The sequence below is a fragment of the Curtobacterium sp. 314Chir4.1 genome (genome assembly GCF_900215175.1).
In the GTDB taxonomy this organism is placed as follows: Bacteria; Actinomycetota; Actinomycetes; order Actinomycetales; family Microbacteriaceae; genus Curtobacterium; species Curtobacterium pusillum_A.
The window spans coordinates 252,103-273,354 of sequence record NZ_OCMI01000001.1 but is presented as its reverse complement, the minus strand read 5'-3'; the positions used below and the strand labels follow the sequence as shown (position 1 = coordinate 273,354).

The 21,252-nt window shown below is 71.6% G+C and carries 16 protein-coding genes; 1 reads left to right on the top strand and 15 read right to left on the bottom strand.

Annotated features, from left to right (window positions below; translation table 11 throughout):
• Positions 1 to 79: 79 nt before the first annotated feature.
• The 11 genes from infB to CRP27_RS01155 form a co-directional block, all read right to left on the bottom strand.
• Entirely contained in the window at positions 80 to 2,926 is a 2,847-nt protein-coding gene (infB, locus tag CRP27_RS01205) for a translation initiation factor IF-2 (RefSeq protein WP_097178973.1), read from the bottom strand.
• A gap of 74 nt (positions 2,927 to 3,000) precedes the next feature.
• Complete coding sequence (locus tag CRP27_RS01200; RefSeq protein ID WP_079236184.1) at positions 3,001 to 3,315, bottom strand: YlxR family protein; 315 nt, start codon at positions 3,313 to 3,315, stop codon at positions 3,001 to 3,003.
• A gap of 66 nt (positions 3,316 to 3,381) precedes the next feature.
• Entirely contained in the window at positions 3,382 to 4,377 is a 996-nt protein-coding gene (gene nusA / locus CRP27_RS01195) for a transcription termination factor NusA (RefSeq protein ID WP_079236185.1), read from the bottom strand.
• A 173-nt stretch (positions 4,378 to 4,550) separates the two neighbouring features.
• The gene (locus CRP27_RS01190; protein ID WP_097178972.1) at positions 4,551 to 6,302 is read right to left on the bottom strand and encodes a proline--tRNA ligase; all 1,752 of its coding nucleotides are present in this window, start codon (positions 6,300 to 6,302) and stop codon (positions 4,551 to 4,553) included.
• Between the two features lie 236 nt (positions 6,303 to 6,538).
• On the bottom strand, positions 6,539 to 7,669 hold the full coding sequence (gene ispG / locus CRP27_RS01185; protein WP_079238924.1) for a flavodoxin-dependent (E)-4-hydroxy-3-methylbut-2-enyl-diphosphate synthase: 1,131 nt from the start codon (positions 7,667 to 7,669) through the stop codon (positions 6,539 to 6,541).
• Between the two features lie 57 nt (positions 7,670 to 7,726).
• Positions 7,727 to 8,287: a cysteine hydrolase family protein gene (locus CRP27_RS01180; RefSeq protein ID WP_097178971.1), complete on the bottom strand. Its 561-nt coding sequence runs from the start codon at positions 8,285 to 8,287 to the stop codon at positions 7,727 to 7,729.
• Positions 8,284 to 9,729: a cytosine permease gene (locus tag CRP27_RS01175; protein ID WP_097178970.1), complete on the bottom strand. Its 1,446-nt coding sequence runs from the start codon at positions 9,727 to 9,729 to the stop codon at positions 8,284 to 8,286. Before CRP27_RS01175 ends, CRP27_RS01180 begins: the two co-directional genes overlap by 4 nt.
• A gap of 34 nt (positions 9,730 to 9,763) precedes the next feature.
• On the bottom strand, positions 9,764 to 11,098 hold the full coding sequence (locus tag CRP27_RS01170; RefSeq protein WP_176505421.1) for an RIP metalloprotease: 1,335 nt from the start codon (positions 11,096 to 11,098) through the stop codon (positions 9,764 to 9,766).
• 174 nt (positions 11,099 to 11,272) lie between these two features.
• Positions 11,273 to 12,391 carry a 1-deoxy-D-xylulose-5-phosphate reductoisomerase gene (gene dxr, locus CRP27_RS01165; RefSeq protein WP_097178968.1) on the bottom strand — a complete coding sequence of 373 codons (1,119 nt, stop codon included), beginning with the start codon at positions 12,389 to 12,391 and terminating at the stop codon, positions 11,273 to 11,275.
• A 3-nt stretch (positions 12,392 to 12,394) separates the two neighbouring features.
• On the bottom strand, positions 12,395 to 13,366 hold the full coding sequence (locus CRP27_RS01160) for an FKBP-type peptidyl-prolyl cis-trans isomerase (protein ID WP_097178967.1): 972 nt from the start codon (positions 13,364 to 13,366) through the stop codon (positions 12,395 to 12,397).
• Between the two features lie 6 nt (positions 13,367 to 13,372).
• Positions 13,373 to 13,849, bottom strand: coding sequence for an OsmC family protein (locus CRP27_RS01155; protein WP_255257393.1), 477 nt, complete (start codon positions 13,847 to 13,849; stop codon positions 13,373 to 13,375).
• 33 nt (positions 13,850 to 13,882) lie between these two features.
• Between CRP27_RS01155 and CRP27_RS01150 the strand changes: the two genes are divergently transcribed.
• The gene (locus CRP27_RS01150; protein WP_097178966.1) at positions 13,883 to 14,875 is read left to right on the top strand and encodes an asparaginase; all 993 of its coding nucleotides are present in this window, start codon (positions 13,883 to 13,885) and stop codon (positions 14,873 to 14,875) included.
• Positions 14,876 to 14,927: 52 nt separating this feature from the next.
• On the opposite strand, the gene CRP27_RS01145 is transcribed toward CRP27_RS01150, so the two are convergent.
• From CRP27_RS01145 to CRP27_RS01130, 4 genes are all read right to left on the bottom strand, one after another.
• Complete coding sequence (locus tag CRP27_RS01145) at positions 14,928 to 15,614, bottom strand: hypothetical protein (RefSeq protein ID WP_097178965.1); 687 nt, start codon at positions 15,612 to 15,614, stop codon at positions 14,928 to 14,930.
• Between the two features lie 101 nt (positions 15,615 to 15,715).
• Positions 15,716 to 17,470 carry a zinc-ribbon domain-containing protein gene (locus CRP27_RS01140; RefSeq protein ID WP_141399648.1) on the bottom strand — a complete coding sequence of 585 codons (1,755 nt, stop codon included), beginning with the start codon at positions 17,468 to 17,470 and terminating at the stop codon, positions 15,716 to 15,718.
• Positions 17,467 to 19,953: a transglutaminase domain-containing protein gene (locus tag CRP27_RS01135; RefSeq protein WP_097178963.1), complete on the bottom strand. Its 2,487-nt coding sequence runs from the start codon at positions 19,951 to 19,953 to the stop codon at positions 17,467 to 17,469. Before CRP27_RS01135 ends, CRP27_RS01140 begins: the two co-directional genes overlap by 4 nt.
• The gene (locus CRP27_RS01130; protein WP_255257392.1) at positions 19,950 to 21,221 is read right to left on the bottom strand and encodes a DUF58 domain-containing protein; all 1,272 of its coding nucleotides are present in this window, start codon (positions 21,219 to 21,221) and stop codon (positions 19,950 to 19,952) included. The genes CRP27_RS01135 and CRP27_RS01130 overlap by 4 nt, the downstream gene beginning before the upstream one ends.
• Positions 21,222 to 21,252: the final 31 nt, after the last annotated feature.

Below are 21,252 nucleotides of genomic sequence, written 5' to 3'. Positions count from 1 at the left end.
TGTGGAGATGTCTTGCTCTGGAACGGGGCTGGGCCCCGGCCTCCCGTGAAGGAGACCGGGGCCCAGGGTACTCACGCGACTAGTCGCGCGGCTTCTCGACGAGCTCGGTGGTCTCGATCTCGTCGCCGATCTGGATGTCGTTGAACTTGCCCAGACCGATACCGGCTTCGAAGTCCGTGCGGACCTCGGTCACGTCGTCCTTGAAGCGACGCAGCGACTCGATGGCCAGACCATCGGCGAGCACCACGCCTTCGCGGATGACGCGCGCCTTGGCGTTGCGCGTGATCGTGCCGGAGCGGACGATGACACCCGCGATGTTGCCGAACTTGGAGGAACGGAACACCTCGCGGATCTCGGCGACGCCCGACTGGACCTCTTCGTACTCGGGCTTGAGCATGCCCTTGAGGGACTGCTCGATGTCCTCGAGTGCGTTGTAGATGACCGAGTAGAAGCGCACGTCGATGCCTTCGCGCGCCGCACGCTCGCGGGCCTTGACGTCCGGGCGGACGTTGAAGCCGACGACGATCGCGTTGTCGATCGTGGCCAGGTCGATGTCCGACTCCGTGATCGCACCCACACCGCGGTGCAGGATGCGGAGCTGGACGCTGTCGTCGACCTCGATGTCCAGGAGCGACTGCTCGAGTGCCTCGACGGCACCGGAGACGTCACCCTTGATGATGAGGTTGAGCGAGTCGACCTTGCCCTCTTCGAGTGCGCGGGTGAAGTCCTCGAGCGAGATGCGCTTGCGGGCCTTGGCCAGCTGGGCGTTGCGCTCGGCGGCTTCACGCTTCTCGGCGATCTGACGTGCCGTGCGGTCCTCTTCGGTGACGAGGAACGTGTCACCGGCGCGGGGCACCGAGGACAGACCCTGCACCTGGACCGGGCGGCTCGGCGTCGCGGCCTTGACCGCCACGCCGTTCTCGTCGGTCATCGCACGGACGCGGCCGTAGGCCGTGCCCGCCACGATGGCGTCGCCGACGTGCAGCGTTCCGGACTGGATGAGGACGGTCGCCACCGCACCACGGCCCTTGTCGAGCCGTGCTTCGATCGCGACGCCTCGGGCGTCCTTGTCGGGGTTCGCACGCAGGTCGAGACCGGCGTCGGCGGTCAGCAGCACGGCGTCCAGGAGCTCCTGGATACCGATGTTCTGACGAGCCGAGACGTCGACGAACATGACGTCGCCGCCGTACTCCTCGGCCACCAGGTTGTACTCGGTGAGCTGCTGGCGGACCTTGGCCGGGTTCGCGCCTTCCTTGTCGATCTTGTTCACCGCGACCACGATCGGCACGTTCGCCGACTGGGCGTGGTTCAGCGCCTCGATCGTCTGGGGCATGATGCCGTCGTCCGCCGCGACCACGAGGATCGCGATGTCGGTGACCTGCGCACCACGGGCACGCATGGCCGTGAAGGCCTCGTGACCCGGGGTGTCGATGAACGTGATCGGACGCTCGATGCCCTCGTGCTCGGTGACGATCTGGTACGCACCGATGTGCTGGGTGATGCCACCGGCCTCGCCCTCGACGACCTTCGAGTTCCGGATCGCGTCGAGCAGGCGGGTCTTGCCGTGGTCGACGTGACCCATGACGGTGACGACCGGGGGACGCTGCTGCAGGACGGAGTCGTCCTCGTCGGCGTACTCGGCGTCGATGTCGATGTCGAAGCCCTCGAGGAGCTCCTTGTCCTCGTCCTCCGGCGAGACGATCTGGATCTTGTAGCCCAGCTCGTCGCCGAGGACCTCGAACGTGGCCTCGTCCAGGGACTCGGTCGCGGTCGCCATCTCACCGAGGTGGAACAGCACCGTCACCAGGTTGCCGGGGCTCGCGTCGATCTTGTCCGCGAAGTCCGAGATGCTCGCACCACGACGGAGTCGCACGACCGTGTTGCCGTCACCGCGAGGGACCTGCACACCGCCGAGCGACGGTGCCTGCCGCATCTCGTACTCGGCGCGCTTCGTCCGCTTCGACTTGCGGGCACGGCTCTTGCCGCCACCGCGACCGAACGCACCAGCGGTCCCGCCGCCGGGGCCACGACCACGGCCACCGCCACCGGCGGGACGCGGGCCGCTGAAGGCCGGACGCGGGAAGCCGCCACCGGCACCACCGGCACCGCCCGGACGACCACCGGGGCCGCCACGACCGCCGCCACCCTGGCCCGGGCGCTGCCCGAAGCCGTTCGGACGGTTGCCCTGACCGGGCCCACCGGGACGCGGGGCACCCGGACGGGGAACGCCCGGACGCGGCGGAGCCGGGCGCGGGATGCCGTTGCCGCCACCGGCGCCGCCGGCGGGGCGCTGGCCCATGCCCTGGTTGGACGAGTACGGGTTGTTGCCCGGACGCGGCGGGCGCGAGCCCATGCCCTGGCTCGACGCGTAGGGGTTGTTGCCCGGGCGTGCGCCCGGCTTCGGGCCACCAGGCTTCGGACCGGCTGCTGCACCGGGCTTCGGAGCGCCACCGGGCTTGACGGCGTCGCTCTTCGCCTCGGGGGCTGCGCCGTCACCGGCGTCGCCGGACTGCTCGGCGGCAGCCTTCTCGGCAGCAGCGGCCTTGCGCGCAGCCTCGGCCTCGGCCTGTCGCTGTGCGACGGACTTCGGCGCGGCCGGCGTCGGCACGTCGGCGGCGGGCGCCTGCACCTCGGGCTCGGGGGTGGGTGCCGGACGTGCCGGACCCGGGCGGGGGCCGCCCGGCTTCGGCGCGCTCGACTTGGGTGCAGCCGCCGTGGCGGGTGCACTCGGGGTCTGTGCCGCGGCGGGCTTCGACGCCGAGGCGCCGTCAGCCTGCAGCGCAGCGCGGAGCTTGCGTGCGACGGGGGGTTCGACGCTGGAGCTCGGGCCCTTGACGAATTCGCCGAGTTCCTTGAGCTTCTCCATTGCGGTCTTGCTGTCGACACCGAGTTCGGATGCGATCTCGTGTACGCGTGGTTTTGCCACTGTTCTCCTTCACGGGTCCCACCCCGTGGAGGGGCAGGACTCAATGGATGACGGGTCTCATTTCGAGCCGCTCATCAGTTGTCCATAAGCCGTTCAGCCTGTTCTGTCGTGTCCTGGTGTCCGCCCGACTGCGCGGCTTCGAGGCCGTGCAGGTGGTCGAGCACTGCGGACGTGTCGGGTTCGCGATCCAGCCGGAGCGCCCGACGGAACGCCCGGCGCTTGACGGCCAGCTCGTAGGCTTCGACGGTCGGGGTGAGCCATGCTCCCCGGCCCGGCATGACTGCCTTCGGATCCGCCACGACTCGCCCATCGCTCAGGGCGACGACACGGAGGAGGGAGGATCGGGGAGCGCGACGACGACTGCCGATGCACGTTCTGACGGGGACCACCTTACTCCTTGCCTCGGATCGACGCGATCCGGCACGCCCGGACCGGACGTGCCGGCAGCGAAACCGTCAGTCCTCGCCGTCCAGGATCGAGTCCGGCTGGATGTCGATCCTGGCGCCCGTGAGCTTGGCGGCGAGGCGGGCGTTCTGTCCCTCTTTCCCGATCGCGAGCGACAGCTGGTAGTCCGGCACGAGGGCGCGGACGGCCTTCGTCGAGGCGTCGAGCACGAACGCGCTCGTCACCTTGGCGGGCGACAGGGCGCTCGCGACGAACGAGGCGAGGTCGGACGAGTAGTCGACGATGTCGATCTTCTCGGCGCCGAGCTCCGTCGTCACGGCACGGACACGAGCACCGAGCTCGCCGATGCACGCCCCCTTCGCGTTCACGCCGGGCTCGTTCGCCTTGACCGCGATCTTCGTGCGGTGGCCGGCCTCCCGAGCGAGCGAGGTGATCTCGACGACACCGGACGCGATCTCCGGGACCTCGAGCGCGAACAGCTTCCGAACCAGGCCCGGGTGCGTGCGGGACACCGTGATCTGCGGGCCCTTGGCACCGCGGCCGACGCTCGTGACGTACACGCGGATGCGGGACCCGTGCTTGTAGTCCTCGCCCGGCACCTGCTCCTCCGGCGGCAGGATCGCCTCGACCGTGCCGAGGTCGACGTGCACCATCTTCGGGTTCGGGCCCTGCTGGACCACGCCCGCGACGATGTCGCCTTCCTTCCCGCGGAACTCGCCGAGGATCTTGTCGTCGCCGATGTCGCGCAGGCGCTGGTTGATGACCTGCTTGGCGGCGAACGCGGCGATGCGGCCGAAGTCGCTGGGCTGGTCGACGGCCTCGCCGATCACGGTGCCCTCGTCGTCGCGCTCGGGCACGTAGACGGAGACCTCGCCCGACTTGCGGTCGAGCTCGACACGGGTCTGCGCGTCGACGGGCTCCTCGTTCTCCGTGCGGTGCTTCTGGTACGCCGTCAGGATGGCCTGTTCGATGATCTGGACGAGTTCGTCGAACGGGATCTCCCGCTCACGCTCCATGAGTCGCAGGACTGCGAGATCGATCTTCACCGAGGGCCTCCGTATTCAGATGAGTCGCTCCCGCGGATGGAACCGCGCGGAAGTCGGCGACCAGACTACCGCACTGCGGGTCGCGGACCCGGCCTGACGACGGACTGGAGGCGCAGCGCCAGCTGGCACCGCGCCTCCAGTCCGTCCTGCTGTCGCGTCGAGGACGCGACCCGCTAGATCGCGCGCACCGCGTCGAGCAGCTCGGCGACCGGCACGTCGCGGCGTTCGCCGCTCGCGCGGTTCCAGAGCTCGACGACGCCGTCGGCGGCGCCGCGACCGGCGACCACCACGATCGGCATGCCCAGGAGCTCGGCGTCGCGGAGCTTCACGCCGGGCGAGACCTTCGGACGGTCGTCGTACACGACCTCGAACCGTTCGCCCTCGAGCTGCGCGACGAGGTCCGCCGCCAGCTCGTAGGCGACCTCGTCCCTGCCGGTGGCGACCACGTGCACGTCGAACGGGGCGACGTTCTTCGGCCAGGCCAGGCCCTTCTCGTCGTTGTGCGCCTCGGCGAGGATCGCCAGGATGCGCGTGACGCCGATGCCGTACGACCCCATCGTGACCGTGCGGAGCTTGCCGTTCTCGTCCTGCACCTTGAGGCCGAGCGCCTCGGCGTACTTGCGGCCGAGTTGGAAGACGTGCCCGATCTCCATGCCACGAGCGGTCTCGAGCGGGCCGGAGCCGTCCGGTGCCGGGTCGCCCGCACGCACGTCGGACACCTCGGCCACGCCGTCGGCCACGAAGTCACGTCCGGCGACCAGGCCAGAGACGTGCACGCCGCGTTCGTTCGCGCCCGTGATCCAGGCGGTGCCGTCGACCACGCGCGGGTCGACGAAGTAGCGGATGCCGGTCGCGCTGTCGGCACCGAGGACCTGCGGGCCGATGTAGCCCTTGACCAGGCCCTTGTGCTTCCGGAAGTCGTCGTCGCCCGCCGCCTCGACCTCGGCCGGTGCGAACGCCACCTCGGCGCGCTTCAGGTCGACGTCGCGGTCGCCGGGGAGCCCGACGACGACGACCTCGCGGGTGCCGTCCAGGTGGGTCAGGGCGAGCACGACGTTCTTCAGCGTGTCGGCCGCGGTCCACGGCGCGCCGTCGCGCGGGGCGACCTCGTTCGCGTGGGCGACGAGCGTCTCGATCGTCGGGGTGTCCGACGCGGGCAGGAGCACGGGCTCCGGCTGGCCGTCGATCGGCAGCGCGTCCGGCACCGGCGTGACGTAGGCCTCGACGTTCGCGGCGTACCCGCCGGCGCTGCGGACGAAGGTGTCCTCGCCGACGCCGATCGGGTGCAGGAACTCCTCGGACTTCGAGCCGCCCATCGCGCCGGCATCCGCCTTGACGATGACGTACTCGAGGCCCAGCCGGGCGAAGATCTTCTCGTACGCGTCGCGCATGACCTGGTAGCTGCGCTCGAGGCCCTCGTCGGTGAGGTCGAACGAGTACGCGTCCTTCATCGTGAACTCGCGACCGCGCAGGAGGCCGGCGCGGGGACGGGCCTCGTCGCGGTACTTGTCCTGGATCTGGAACAGCGTGACCGGCAGGTCCTTGTAGGAGCCGTAGAGGTCCTTCACGAGGAGCGCGAACATCTCTTCGTGCGTCGGCGCGAGCAGGTAGTCGGCGCCCTTGCGGTCCTGCAGGCGGAACATGCCGTCGCCGTACTCGGTCCAGCGGTTCGTCGCCTCGTACGGCTCGCGCGGCAGGAGCGCCGGCAGCAGGACCTCCTGCGCTCCGGCGGCCACCATCTCCTCGCGGATGATGTGCTCGATGCGCGCGCGGACCCGCAGGCCGAGCGGCAGCCAGGCGAAGATGCCCGGGGCCTGGCGACGGACGTACCCGGCGCGGACGAGCAGCTTCGCGCTCGTCACCTCGGCGTCGGAGGGGTCGTCGCGGAGCGTACGGAGGAACAGATGCGAAAGCCGTGTGACCACGGGGCAAGCCTAGCGGCGCGCGGAGCCGGTGCTGCGTGGGGGGGGCGGGTCGGGCCCGTGCGGGTCGGCGTGTGCGTGGGCGCGCGCCCGCGCTCGCGCCGTGCGAGGTCCCGCGGTGGACGGTGCGGGGTTCCGTGCAGTGTGCGAGGCACGTGGCCTCGCACACCGCGCGGAACCTCGCACACTGCCTCGGGCGCTGGGCGCCACCTCGCACCGTGCGACGGCGCGCGCCGGTGCTAGGACGTGACGACGAGGGGCTTGCCGGTGCCGGCCGCGGGACCCATGTCCTCGGCGAGACGGTTCGCCTCGGTGATGAGCGTCTCGACGATCTCGGCTTCCGGAACGGTCTTGATGACCTGGCCCTTGACGAAGATCTGCCCCTTGCCGTTGCCCGACGCGACGCCGAGGTCGGCCTCACGGGCCTCGCCCGGGCCGTTCACGACGCAGCCCATGACGGCGACGCGGAGCGGGACGGTCATGCCCTCGAGCCCCTTGGTGACGTCGTTCGCCAGCTGGTAGACGTCGACCTGCGCACGGCCGCAGCTCGGGCAGGAGACGATCTCGAGCTTGCGCTCGCGGAGGTTCAGGGACTGCAGGATCTGCAGGCCGACCTTCACCTCTTGTGCAGGCGGGGCGGAGAGGGACACGCGGATGGTGTCGCCGATGCCCTCGGCCAGCAGGATGCCGAACGCGGTGGCGCTCTTGATGGTGCCCTGGAACTCCGGACCGGCCTCGGTCACGCCGAGGTGCAGCGGCCAGTCCCCCGCCGCGGCGAGCTGTCGGTAGGCCTTCACCATGACGATCGGGTCGTTGTGCTTGACCGAGATCTTGAAGTCGTGGAAGTCGTGCTCCTCGAACAGGCTCGCTTCCCAGACGGCTGACTCGACGAGTGCCTCTGGCGTGGCCTTGCCGTACTTCTGGAGCAGGCTCGGCTCGAGCGATCCGGCGTTGACCCCGATGCGCAGCGAGACGCCGGCGTCCTTCGCGGCACGGGCGATCGCACCGACCTGGTCGTCGAACTTCCGGATGTTGCCCGGGTTCACACGGACCGCGGCGCACCCGGCGTCGATGGCCTGGAAGACGTACTTCGGCTGGAAGTGGATGTCCGCGATGACCGGGATCTGCGACTTCTTCGCGATGATCGGCAGCGCGTCGGCGTCGTCCTGCGTCGGGACCGCCACGCGGACGATGTCGCAACCGGAGGCCGTGAGCTCGGCGATCTGCTGCAGCGTCGCGTTGATGTTCGTCGTCGGCGTCGTGGTCATCGACTGGACGGACACCGGCGCGTCGCCGCCCACGAGCACCTTGCCGACCCGGATCTGCCGGGACTTGCGGCGCGGGGCGAGGGTTTCCGGGACTTTCGGCAGACCGAGGTTCACTGCAGGCACGAGGTGCACTCTACGCGCAGTGGTCGGGCGTTCGGATCAGACGACCGTGATGAGCGGCGCGTAGAGCCGCATCGTCGCGAGCGCCCGCTCGTGGTCGTCGTCGCTCGCGCCGGCGCACGCGTCCGCCACGACGGTCACGGTGGCACCGGTGTCCGCGGCCGCCAGCGCGGTGGACAGGACGCAGCAGTCGGTCGATACGCCGACCAGGACGAGGTGCGGGTGGTCGCCGGTGACGGCCCGGAGGCTCGTCCCCCACTTGCCGAAGGTCGTCTCGGTCACGACGGGGTCGCGTCGGTCGGCCGCGGCGGTCCGGAACGGTTCGGTCAGGTCCCAGAGCGGGTCGGTGTCCGGTACGAGTGCGAACGGCCAGTCGCGGTAGTACGGCACCCAGGCACCCTGCGGGTGCTCCGGTGCGACGAAGCGGGTGAAGACCGTGCGGCCGGTGAACCGTGGGAGCAGCCGCTCGATGCCCGCGGCGGCGTGGTCGTAGCGCGGAGTGGCCCAGGGACTGTCGCCGGTGAAGACCTCCTGCATGTCGACCACGACGAGCCATGCGTCGTCGGGCACACCCGCGACCGCCGCGTCGACCGCGCTCATGCCTGCTCCTGCCGGCGGACCGACCCCCGCGCGAAGAGCAGGGTGCCGAGGAACCCGACGACGAGTGCCACGAGGACGCCGAGGTTCGCGTACGCCCACGCGCCGGTGCGCCCGCCGAGGCCGAACGGCTCGAGGAGGTACCCCTGCCAGTTCAGCCAGGCCGGCACGCCGTAGGTGTTCGTCACGAGCCCCCAGCCGAGCGCGGTCCCGACGACGACGAGGCCGACGGCGAGCCACCGGACGTCGCCGTAGCGCCCGCGACGGTCCTCGAGCTCCCGCTCGGCGTACGGCGCCCGACGGATCACCACGTCGGCCACGAACACCCCGCACCACGCGGCGATCGGGACACCAAGGGTGACGAGGAACGCCTGGAACGGCTGGATGAACGAGTCGGCGAAGAACACCACGTAGACGGCGCCGGCGACCATGAACACGCCGTCCACCCCGGCCGCCACCGGGCGCGGGATACGGATGCCGGCACTCAGCAACGCCAGCCCGGAGCTGTAGATGTCGAGCACGGCGCCGCCCACGAGCCCGAGCACCGCGACGAGCGCGAACGGGATGAGGAACCAGACCGGAAGCACAGTCGTGAGCGCACCGATCGGGTCGACGGCGATCGCCGCGTTGAGGTCCTTCGACGAGTCGGCGAGCAGGACGCCGAGCACGACGAGGACGATCGGCGCGAGTGCACCGCCGAACGTGGTCCACCAGACGACCCCGCGGGTCGATGCCGAGCGCGGCAGGTACCGGGAGTAGTCCGCCGCGGCGTTGACCCAGCCGAGCCCGAACCCGGTCATCACGAGGACGAGCGCCCCGACCACGTTCTGGGCACTCCCGGACGGCAGCGCGGCGATCGCACCGAGGTCGATCGAGGGCAGCGCGAGCGCGACGTAGACGATCGTGAGCACCGCGGTGATCACCGTGATCCAGGTCTGCAGGCGCATGATCACGTCGAACCCGGCGATCCCGGCACCGACCACCAGGGCGGCGACCACCACGAGCGCGACGAGCTTCGTCAGGACGCCGCCGTCCCAACCGAGCTCGCGGAACACCGTCGACGTGGCGAGGACCGCGGCCGACGCGAGCGCGGTCTCCCACCCGACCGTGAGGATCCAGCTGAGGAACGCCGGCAGGCGGTTGCCGCGGACGCCGAACGCCGCCCGGCCGAGGACCATCGTCGGTGCAGAACCCCGCTTGCCGGCGATCGCGACGATCCCGCACAGCAGGAACGAGAACGCCACCCCGATGACGGAGACGATCGTGGCCTGCCCGAAGGAGATGCCGAACCCGAGGACGAACGAGCCGTACGACAGGCCGAGGACCGAGATGTTCGCGGCGAACCACGGCCAGAAGAGGTCCCTCGGGCGTCCCTTCCGGTCGGACTCGGCGATGACGTCGGTGCCCTGCCGCTCGACCGTGCGGACTTCCGGAGCTGTGCTCATGGACTGAGCGTAGTGCTCCGTCCGCGCCGCCTGGCTAGCCGAACAGGTTCACGGGCCGCACGATGTCGGCGTAGATGAGCAGCGCGCTCATGCCCGCGAGGAGGACCACCACGACCATCGTCAGCGGCATGGTCTTCGCGAGGTCGATCGGCCCGGGATCCGCCTTGCCGACGAGTTTGAAGGAGCGACGCTTCACGGCCTCCCAGAGGGCACCGGCGATGTGCCCGCCGTCGAGCGGCAGGAGCGGCACCATGTTCAGGACGAACAGCCCGATGTTCAGCGACGCCAGCAGTCCGAGGATCGTGTAGGCCTTGTCGATCACCGGCACGCCGCTCATCGACGACACCTCGCCGATCGCCCGCCCGACGCCGACGACCGAGACCGGGCTGTCCTGCGATCGTTCCTGCGCCCCGAACGCCGCGTTCCAGACGGCGACGAGTCGCTGCGGCAGGTCGATGATCAGGTGCGCGGACGCCGAGATCTGCGCACCCGTGGCCGGCAGCACCGTGGCGGGCGACTGCCGCACCAGCGACTGCCCGATGCTCACCCCGACCACGCCGACCTGCTGCGTCTTCGTGCTGCCGTCGTCGTTCTTCGCGACCGTGCCGTCGGCGGTGTAGACGTCACGCGTCGCGGTCGTCGGCGTGATGTGCAGCGTCTTCTCCGCACCGTCCCGTTCGACGACGACGGCGACGTCCTTGCCCGCGGACTCCTGGAACACCTCGGAGACCTCGGTGATGGTCGGGTCCTGCTTACCGTTGACCGACAGCACGACGTCGCCGGGACGGATGCCGGCCTCCTTCGCCGGCGACACGGCATCGCCCGGGGCGCACGTGGTGGCCTGGCTGGTCGGCAGGACGCAGTCGACGCTCGACGTGAAGGTGGTCGTGGGCGCACCGAACCCGACGAGCAGTACCCCGAACAGGAAGATGCCGATCACGAGGTTCATCGCGGGACCGGCGACCATCACGATGATGCGCTTCCACCAGACCAGCCGGTAGAACGCCCGGGAGTCGTCGCCGCCCGAGTCCGCGATCTGCTCGGCGCTCGCCTGCCGGGCATCTTGCACGAACGCGCCGTACATGCCGGTGTTCGTGATCGCGTTCGGTCGCCCCGAGGCCCGCGGCTTGAGCATGCCGACCATCGAGATGTAGCCACCGAGCAGGATCGGGCGGATGCCGTACTCCGTCTCGCCCCGCTTGAACGACCACATCGCCTTGCCGAAGCCCAGCGAGTACTGCGTCACCTTGACGTTGAACAGCTTCGCGAAGGACAGGTGCCCCAGCTCGTGGAGTCCGATCGAGACCAGCAGGCCGATGATGAAGACGACCACGCCGAGGACGAAGAGCAGGACGGATTCGACGGTCACCGGGAAAGGGTACGGGACCGATCCCATGACGGAGCCGAGCGAGCCCTGGGAGGTGAGTCGTGCCTCTCCCCACCGGCACGGCCGGCCCGCCGCTGGCGCGTCGCGCCGGAACCGGTGGTGTGGGCCCAGTCCGTCATGTCGTCACCACGGGACGGACTGGAGGCGCGACTCGCGTCAGCGGGACAGCGCGCGGTCCGCCGCCGTGCGCGCCCAGCGCTCCGCTGCCAGCACGCCCTGCAGGGAGGACTCCCCCGCGGTGTGCTCCCCGACCACACGCTCGACGGTGTCGACGATGTCGAGGAAACCGATCGCGCCCGCGTGGAACGCGGCGACGGCCTGCTCGTTCGCGGCGTTGAACACCGCCGGGAACGTGCCGCCGAGCTCGCCGACGCGCTTCGCGAGGGCGACCGCGCCGAAGGCCTCGGTGTCGAGCGGCTCGAAGGTCCACGTGCTCGCCGTCGTCCAGTCGAGCGGGACGCCGACGTGCGGAACGCGGTCCGGCCAGGCGAGCCCGAGCGCGATCGGCAACCGCATGTCGGGTGGTGAAGCCTGCGCGATGGTCGAACCGTCCACGAATTCCACCATCGAGTGCACGATCGACTGCGCGTGCACCGTCACGTCGATGCGGTCGTACGGGACGCCGAAGAGCAGGTGTGCCTCGATGACCTCGAGTCCCTTGTTGACGAGCGTCGCGGAGTTCGTCGTGACGACCAGGCCCATGTCCCACGTCGGGTGCGCGAGTGCCTGCGCCGGCGTGACGTCGCGGAGCTCGGCGCGCGAGCGACCACGGAACGGACCGCCGCTCGCGGTGAGGACCAGCCGGCGGACCTCGTCAGGAGCCCCGGAACGGAGGGCCTGGGCGATCGCGGAGTGCTCGCTGTCGACGGGGACGATCTGCCCGGGGGCCGCTGCGGCCTGCACGAGCGGGCCGCCGACGATCAGGCTCTCCTTGTTCGCCAGGGCGAGCGTCGCGCCGGACTCGAGCGCGGCCAGGGTGGGACCGAGGCCGACCGAGCCGGTGATGCCGTTCAGGACGACGTCGGCCTCGACGCTGCGCACCAGGCGTTCCGAGTCCTCGGCGCCGAACGCGGTGTCACGGACGCCGTGGCGCTCGGCCTGCTCGGCGACGAGGTCACGGTTGCTGCCGGCGGTGAGGCCGACGACCTCGAAGCGGTCCGGGTTGCGGTCGACGACGTCGAGTGCCTGTGTGCCGATCGAACCGGTGCTGCCGAGGATGACGATGCGGCGCTTCGCGGACGCCGCTGGGCGGTCGGGGGCGCCGGTCGCCGTCACGGGTCAGCCCTTGGCGAGGATGTCGACGACGAACACCAGCGTGGCGTTCTTCGGGATGCCCGACCCCTCGGCCGGGTTCGCTCCGTAGCCGTCGTCCGGGGTGACGACGATGAGGACCTGCGACCCGATCTTCTGGCCGACCAGGCCCGTCACGAAGCCCTTGATGAGCGAGCCCTCGGAGATCGTGAACGTCGTCGGAGCGCCCTTCGACCACGAGGAGTCGAACTCCTTGCCCGTGTCGTACACGACGCCCTTGTACTGGACCAGCGCGGTGTCGCCGTCGGCGATCGCGGCGCCGGTGCCCTGCTTGATGACCTCCGGCGTGGTCTTCGTCGGCGCGGCGACGCCCTTCGGGATGGTGATCTCCGGCTCGCCGTCGGCCTTGTCCGTGACGGTCGGGAGCTTCGGGTCCTGCGTCTGCGGGGTGCCGTTCGACTTCGTCGGGGTCTGCGCCACCACGTCGGCGACGACGACGATCTCGCCGCCGGTGTTGAAGCCGAGCGCCGAGGACTGGCCGATCGCGGCGATGCGGTCGCCGACGTTCGCGCACGCCAGCAGCGCGCCGAAGCCGGTGCCGCCGACCGAGAGGACCTGCGGGTTGCCCTGGTCGAAGCCGACCGTGCCGAGCTTCTTCGCGTCGGAGGCCTGGTACACGCTGTAGGACACCTGCGCGTAGTCGCCGTCCTTGAGCGCCGTGCCCGTGCCCTGCACGACCGTGCTGGCCTGCGGCTTCTTCGCCAACAGCCCCTTGTCGAACTTCACGGTCGGGGCGGTCGTGCCACCGAACGCTCCGGTGACGTCGATCGCCTTCGAGGCCGAACCGGGGTCCGGGCAGGACCTGATCGCCGCCGCCGTGGCGCTCGACGACGCGCTCGGCGTGGCCGAGGAACCGGACGAACCGGATCCGGAGCACGCGGCGAGTCCCAGCACGACGGCGGGGACGAGGGCGATCGGGAGCAGACGCAGACGCTTCACGAGGACCTAGTCTGCCGCACGCACCTTGGTGTGCGGCGCGTGGTGCACGGGAAACGCGACGGACCGGGCGATGAAGCAGAGGTTCGACGCCGTGGCGTGCGCTGCCTCGGCGTCGGCGACGCGGTCCGCCTCGAGGATGGTCACGACCGGGTGCAGGGTCGCCTCGGTCAGCTCACCGGAGCCGTCCCGGTTGAGGTTGAGGCTCGCCGTCGCGCGGTCCTCGTAGTCGACGACGGTGAAGCCCTGCGTCACGGCGACGTGCAGGTAGCTGAGCATGTGGCACTGCGCGAGAGCGGCGACGACGAGCTCCTCGGGGTTCCACCGGTCGCGGTCACCGCGGAACGTCGGGTCGGCGGAACCCGCGATGTCGGGCTTGCCCGTTGCGAGGACGTCGTGGTCACGGCCGTACTCGCGGTAGCCGCTCGTGCCGGTGCCGCGGTCGCCGGTCCAGCGGACGGAGACCTCGTAGGAGTGGTCGGTCACGGTGCGGCCCCTTCGGCTCGGTACGATTGCGGCATGACGGTGAGCCCCGACGTCCGCACTGATCGCCATCCTCTCACCGCCGACGGGTCGGTCGAACTCGCGGTCCTCGACCGCAACGGGTTCGACGAGAGCCGCCACGTCGGCGCCGGTGTGGTGGTGTCCGCCGACGGCACCGTCATCGACTCCGTCGGCGACGTGCAGGCGAGCATCTACCCCCGATCGACGATGAAGCCCTTCCAGGCACTCGCCGTCCGGCGTGCCGGGGCGGTGTTCTCCGGCGAGGAGCTCGTGCTCACCACGGCGAGCCACGCCGGCACGGCCGCGCACCAGGCGATCGCGCTCCACATGCTCGAGTCGTTCGACCACGTCGAGGCGGACCTCGGCTGCCCGCCGGACCTGCCGTTCGACCGGGCGACCGCCCGCACCATGACCGAGCCCCGACGGCTGGCGATGAACTGCTCCGGCAAGCACGCCGGCATGCTCGCGGCCTGCCGGGTCAACGGATGGGACGAGGAGACGTACCTCGACATCGCGCACCCGCTCCAGCAGCGCGTCCGGTCGACCGTCGAGGAGTTCACGCACGAGACGGTCGACGTCGTCGGCACGGACGGGTGCGGCGCCCCGGTGTTCCCGCTCACCCTGGCCGGACTCGCGCGCGGGTTCGCCGGCGTCGTCGCACGTGCCGAGGCCGACACCGCGGCGCTCACCGACGCGGTGCTCGACCACCCGTGGGCGATCGACGGCATCGGGCGCGCGAACACCGTGACGATCGAGCGGCTGCGGGTGCTCGCGAAGCTCGGGGCCGAGGGTGTCATGGTCATGGGCCTCCCCGGTGGAGCAGCCGTCGCGGTGAAGACCCTCGACGGCGCGCAGCGTGCCGGGACCCTCGCCGCGCTCACCCTGCTCGAGCGCAACGGCCTGGTGGACGCGGACGGTGTCGCCGACGTGATGGCGGCGACGGGCGAGAAGGTCCTCGGCGGCGGCGTCCCGGTGGGCGTCCTGCGCGCCGGCGACGGGCTCCGCTGACCGGTCCTGACCGGCCCGGCCCGGTCCTGTCCGGTCCTGTCCGGTCCGCACGTCACGGGTCGAGCTCCGGGAGCACCGGTGACACCGGGACGCCGGTCGTCTCGTCGCGCCGACGGACGGTGCACCCGTAGCGGGTGACCTCGACCAGGAGGTCCCACGCCCTCGGCACCTGACCGGGTCCCGGCACGAGCACCGCCGTGGTCGGGGCACGCGCACCGACGTCGCCGACGACGGCCGCGGTGCCGTCGGACATCGGCGGGCAGGGCTCGTCCGGGTTCGCGAGGAGGGTCCGCAGCTCCGGCGCGCTCGCGACCCGGATCGGTGTCCCCGAGGCCGCCGCCGCCGTGCGGACCTGTGCGGCGACCGCACGGAAGACCGCCGCAGCGAGCACGCCGGTGCCGACGACCGCGATGTGGGTGGGCCCGCGCCCTTCGACGGCGATCGTGCGCCCCTCGTCCGTCGAACCGAGCACGATCGTGGGCCGCGCAGGCGGCCCGGCGTCGTCCGACGGTCCCGGCACCACCGCCACGGGGCCGATCGTCGTGACGGCGGCGGCGTCGGTCGGCCGCGCCGCCTCAGCCCGCGTGGCACGGACGAGCAGGACGTCGATCACCGCGCAGCACGTCGCCGCGACGAGGAGCACCGCTCGTGACGGGCCCGGTAGCGGGGCCACGACGCCGGCGACGGTCGCGGCGACCGCCGCACCGACGAGGACGCATCGAGCGGCGAACGGTGTCATCCCGTCAGCGCACCACAGCGCGCCCGAGCGTCAGGGGCACCCGGCCTCAGTTGTGCACAGGACCGCACGGGGCTCCCCTGTTGAGGAGGAGCCCCGAAGCGTCACTGCACGAGGAAGAACTGCTCCCCGATGTCCACGCGTGCGCCGCGCTCCACCCGGTACCGACGACCCGGCTCACAGCGTCGGATCGAGCCGTCGATGTGCCGGACGACGGTGCCGTTGCCGGAGAACCGATCGGACACCCACAGGTCGTCACCGTCGCGACCGAGCTCGAGGTGGGTCTTCGAGACCGACTTGCCCGGGTCGTGCACGGTCAGCAGGTCGTCGAACCGCTCACCCGGCTGCGGACGCGGGAGCCGGCCGACCAGGCCCGTCCCGTGCACGCCGAACCGCTCACCCGTGCTGAAGTGCAGCACGAAGGGCGCACGGGTCGGGGTCTTGGTGACGATGCGGGTCTCGTCGACGTCGTCCTCGAGGTCGCCGTCGGCACTGGTCGGAGCAGCGTCGGTCGTCGGGAGCGGCAGCACGGGGCCGGTCATGCCCGGCACGGGTGGGAGCGGGGCTGCGACCGGGACCCCGATCGCGGCGGTGTCCGGGGCGGACGGCGCCGATGACGGGTGCGTCGCGGACCCGGGTGCCGTCGGAGGAGCGTCCGGGGCGTCAGCGGGCGCCTCGTCGGCGGTCGGGGCCGCGTGGACACCACGCTGCCGGAGCGGGGTGCGCGGGGTCTCCTCCGGCACCTCGCCCACGGTGTCCGACGGGATGTCGACGGACTGCGCGGAGGCCGGCTCGACGACGTCGTCCGAGCTGGCCTCGTCGGCGCTGGCCTCGGCCGCGTCGGCGCTGGCCCCGTCTGCGTCAGCCTCGTCTGCGTCTGCGTCTGCGGAGTCGTCCGCTGCCCAGTCCGGCCGGTCCATCGGCAGCGGGACGATCGGGCCGGTGAAGGCAGCCGTCACGGCGGGACGCACCGCACCGCACTCGGCGCAGAAGATGTCGTCCGGCTCGAGCTGGTGACCGCACACGTGGCACGTGGTGACCTGGTTCACCGGGTTCACCAGGGGTGTCGGGCGGAGCGGGCGACGGTCGACGAGGGGCTCGACGACGGCCGTGTCGTTCGCCTGCGGCGGCGAGGCCACCTCGGGCGCTCCGGTCCGCTCGGCGCTGGCGTCCTCGACGGGCTCGGCGGCGGCCTGTGTGCCCGGACGTCCGACCCACCAGGACGGGCCGGCGGGGGCTGCGGGCGGTGCCTGCTCCTCAGGGCGGCTCCACACCGGCGCAGCGGTCGGCGCCTGGTCCTGGTGGACGGGTGCCGCCGACTCGGACCGTTCGGCGAGGCGGGTCACCTCGGGGTCCTCTGGCTCGGAGGGGTAGGCGTTCGGGTCGAGCGGCGGCTCCACCGGCTCCGGCGCGAAGGGCTGCTCCGGTGCCGCGGGCGCGTGCGGAGGCTCCGGCTGTGCGGGAGCTGGCGGGACGTCGGCGCCGCGCTGTCCCTGACCGGCCCAGTCCGTGAGACCGGAGCCGGCTCCGTGCACGTGCGTCGGGGCGGTGCGCGGGGCGTGATCGTCGGGACGCTGGACCGGGACGGCCGCCGGCGGCTGCTCGTCGGAACGGTCGGTTCCGGTGAGCCACGCGCGGGTGGCGGGGTCGAGGGTCGCTTCCGGCAACCAGGCGTCGGTGGCGGGGTCCTGGCGACGCCCGTGCACATCGGGCTGCTGCAGCGGCGGCGGCGGGGCCTGTTCGACCGGCGGCTGAGCGGCTGGGCGTCGGCTCGCCGCAGCGGTCACCGCACGCCCGCACTCACCGCAGAAGATCGCTCCGTCCGGGAGCATCGATCCGCAGTGTTCGCATCTGATCACGGGTTGCCTCTGTCCTCACTCGGCCGTCCACGACGCTCGCCGGCCTGCAGGCCATCGTAGTCACGAGGCTCCCCCGGACCCTGGCCACGACCGGCGTTCGTCCGGCGTCGGGCGACGACCGAGGCCACGGAGGCTCCAGCGGTCCGCGATGCATCACCGATCCGCAGGGACCGGAGCGACACCGCTGCGCGGATTCGTTCCTTGCGTGTTCGTCCCGTCCGCAGGCTCGCGATCGCGTCGTCCGCGGCGGACCACATCCGGTCGGCCGCGGTCACGTCGGCGTCGTTCGGCCCGAACACCGAGCGGTCAGCGAGCGCAGCCAGTCCGGTGCCACCGTCACCCGGCGCGCCGGCGACCGCTTCGCGTCGGGTCGCCGAGCGTCCGACGTCGTGGCCGCGGTCGACGAGAGCGTCACGGTACTCGTCCCACGCGCCGACGATGCGCGCCCGCGGGGTCGGCGCCCGACGTCGTCGCCGGCGTCGGATCCGCTTGAGGAGCACGATCACGCCGAACGGCAGCAGCACGAGGGCCACGAAACCGAGCGTCGCGAGCACCCACGGCAGCGCCGCGAGCAGGATCTGCAACCAGAGCGGCTGGACCGGCGGCGTGTTGCGGTCACTCTGCGGCGGTGCCTGCTGCGACTGGTCCTGCTGCTCGGCCGGAGGCGGCGGGACGACGGTCTCCGGTCGTGTGACCGGCTGCGGCGTCTGCTGCTGCTCGTCCGGGATGTCCCGGACGGTCGGGTTCGGGTCGATCATGACCCACCCCCACTGCGCCGTGTCGACCTCGATGCGTGCGGTGACGTCCGACCCGCGGAAGGTGGTCGTGCCGCCCGAGGTCGTCCCTTCGGCGGCACTTCCTCCGGCGTCACCCCCGGCCGAGAACCCCATGACCACGCGGGCCGGGAACCCGAGCTGGTTCGCCATCAGCGCCGCGGCGGTCGCGTACTGCTCCTGGTCGCCGATCATCAGCGGGGACGTGAGGAGTTCCTGGATCCGGTCCGCACCGTGCCCCGAGCGACTCGCACGGTCGTCGCCGACCCCGTGGCTGACGTACCCGTTCCGCTTGAGTTCCTGGACCATCGCCACGAGCTTCGCGCCGTCGGTCTCGGCGTCCCCGGTGTACGCATCCACCGTGTCGCGGACCGCGTCCGGCACCGACCGCGGTGTCGGGATCGAGGCGCTGCCGGGACGCGCGGAGGCGAGCTGGTCGTCGGTCGGCTGGTCCGGCACCACCGCGGTCAGGTCGTAGCGGGTGCCGTCGCCGACACCGCCCACGACCGCGCCGGTCGCGGTGGAGCCGTTGTAGAAGAACGCTCCACGTTCCTGCTCGGCGCCCGACCCGGAGAACTCCACCCGTTCGAGGTCGCCCACGGTGGGCAGCCACACACCGCTGTACCCGTCGACGGTCACGCCGACGCGCACCGTCGTCCCCTGCACGCCGCGGACGTCGACGGACGTCGGGACGCGTTCGAAGGTCCCGGATGTGGTCGAACCGTCGGAACCGCCGACGCGGTAGACGACGCCGTCGTACGTGTCGAGCGTCGCGATCCGCACGAACCCGTTCGCGGGCAGGCCGGTCACCCGCAGCTGAGCGGTGTCGGACTCGGTCTGCTCCTCGTAGGCACGGAACCCGCTCAGGGGACTCACGTAGTCCCGCGGGTCGAAGGGCTTCACGACGTCGGTCCGCGCGACGGTGCGGCCGACCGAGGGCGGCGCGATGAGGCCCAGCCCGGTCGCGACGACGGCTGCGGCGACGATGGTGCCGGTCCCCACGAGCGCGGGCCGGAGGACGGACCGCACGAGCGGGACACGCGCACCGATGGTCGACGCCACGGCTGCGGCCCGGCGTGCGTGCCGCACGGTCAGCGCCCACACGAGCGCGATCCCGGTGAGTGCGACGGCCGTCACGATGGACGTGTCCAGGCGGCTCGGCCCGATCACGACACCCGCTGCGAAGAGCACCAGCGCCGGGATGCTCGCCAGTTCCTGCCTGGAGGCACGGGTCGCCACGCTCACGGCCGTCACCGTCGCGACGAGCAGCGTCACGAAGAACGGCACGAGCAGGGCTTCGTAGGAACCGACCGGCAGGCTGATGGTCACCAGCCGCTTCCAGCCGAGGGCGACGCCGGCGAAGAGGTCGACCAGGCCCTGCCCGGTCGGGAGGATCCCGTTGGCCTGGCCCGGGACGGCAGCCGGCACGCCGGTGAGGGCGAACACCGCGACGGTCGCGACGGCGACGACCGCGGTCGGGAGCCGGAACACCGTGCCGACGAGGGCGACCAGGGTGCCGAACACCACCGCCGTCACCGCGGCCACGACCATGGAGTCGTCGCGGTAGACGGGCCACCACGCCACACACGCCACGGCGAGGAGCAGCCAGGTCGCGAGGGTCCCGCCGACCAGCCGCGACGGCGCGAGCCGACGGGCGTCGCGGCGGACCGTCTTCCGGGCCCGCGTCTCCGGGGGTGCAGCGACGCTCATGCAGCGGCCGCCGATCGGTGCAGGGCGTGGCGCAGGTCGTCGAGGTAGCCGATCGTCATGACGGTGAGTCCGGCGACACGGAGGAACCGCGGCTGGGCCTCGGGTTCGCAGATGACGGCGACGACCTCGACGCCGACGGGGAACCGCGTCGCAGCCAGTCGCAGTGCTGGCAGCTCGACGGTCGACCCGACGACGAGGAAGGCGACCGAGATCCCGGCGGTGTCGCTGCCCACGATGCGCGACACCTCCGCGATCGGCAGACAGGCGTCCGCGAGTCCCACCGACGCGAAGTCGTCGAGCAGTCGTGTCGGGGTCACCGTGGGCAGCGACCGCACCGCGTACACCGCGCGCTTCGCGAACTCGGGCGTGCGCTCGGAGACGACGACCGAGACCTCACGGCCGTCCCGGATGGCCCGTGTCCCGAGGGAAGCCGCAGCGCTGACCGCGAGCTCGAACTCCTCGTCGTCGGCGAACTCGGCTCGCGAGAGTCCCAACGCGACCACCAGGTGCGATCGTCGGGTGTCCTCGAACTGCCGGACCATCAGCGCACCCGACTTCGCCGTCGACTTCCAGTGGATCGTGCGCGGGTCGTCGCCGGGCATGTACTCGCGGATGGCGTGGAAGGCGATGTCCGACGGTGAGAGGTCCGTCGTCGCCTGGCCCTCGAGGTCGCGGACCAGCCCCGTGCTCGTCGACGGGATCGCGATGGTCCGCGGGTGCACGATCACCTGCTCGCGCGCGGTCCACACGATCTCCCGGCGCACCAGCCCGACGGGGTCCGCGCGGACACCGGTCACCGGACCCACGTCGAGCACCCCGCGTCGGACGGTCGGCACCGGGACCTCCTGCTCGAAGGTCCCCCGGGAACCGATCGACGGGATCGCCACGTCGACGAGCCCAGCCCCCACCGGGACCTCGACGGTGATCGGCACCGACGGCAGACGGACCGGGTTCTCGGCGGTGACGACGACACCAGCCGGGTCTCCCACCGCCACGCGGTGCTGCGGCAGCCGCATCCGGATCACCAGACGTGAGCGTCCGATGAGCGCGACGGCCGCGACGACCACCAGGAGCGCACCCGCGAAACCGACCACGACGACCTCTCGCAGCCCGAAACGGTACCCGAGCACGAACGCGACGAGCGTGAGTGCTGCCACCGTCCATCCCAGGCCGGTGACCACGGCCGAGACCTCTGCCCACCCACGCTTGACGAGCCTCCAGGCCGTCGACCAGGCCCTGGCGAGACCCACGACAGCATCCGCTGCCACGCCCTCACGGTCCCCGACCAGCCGTGTGCGG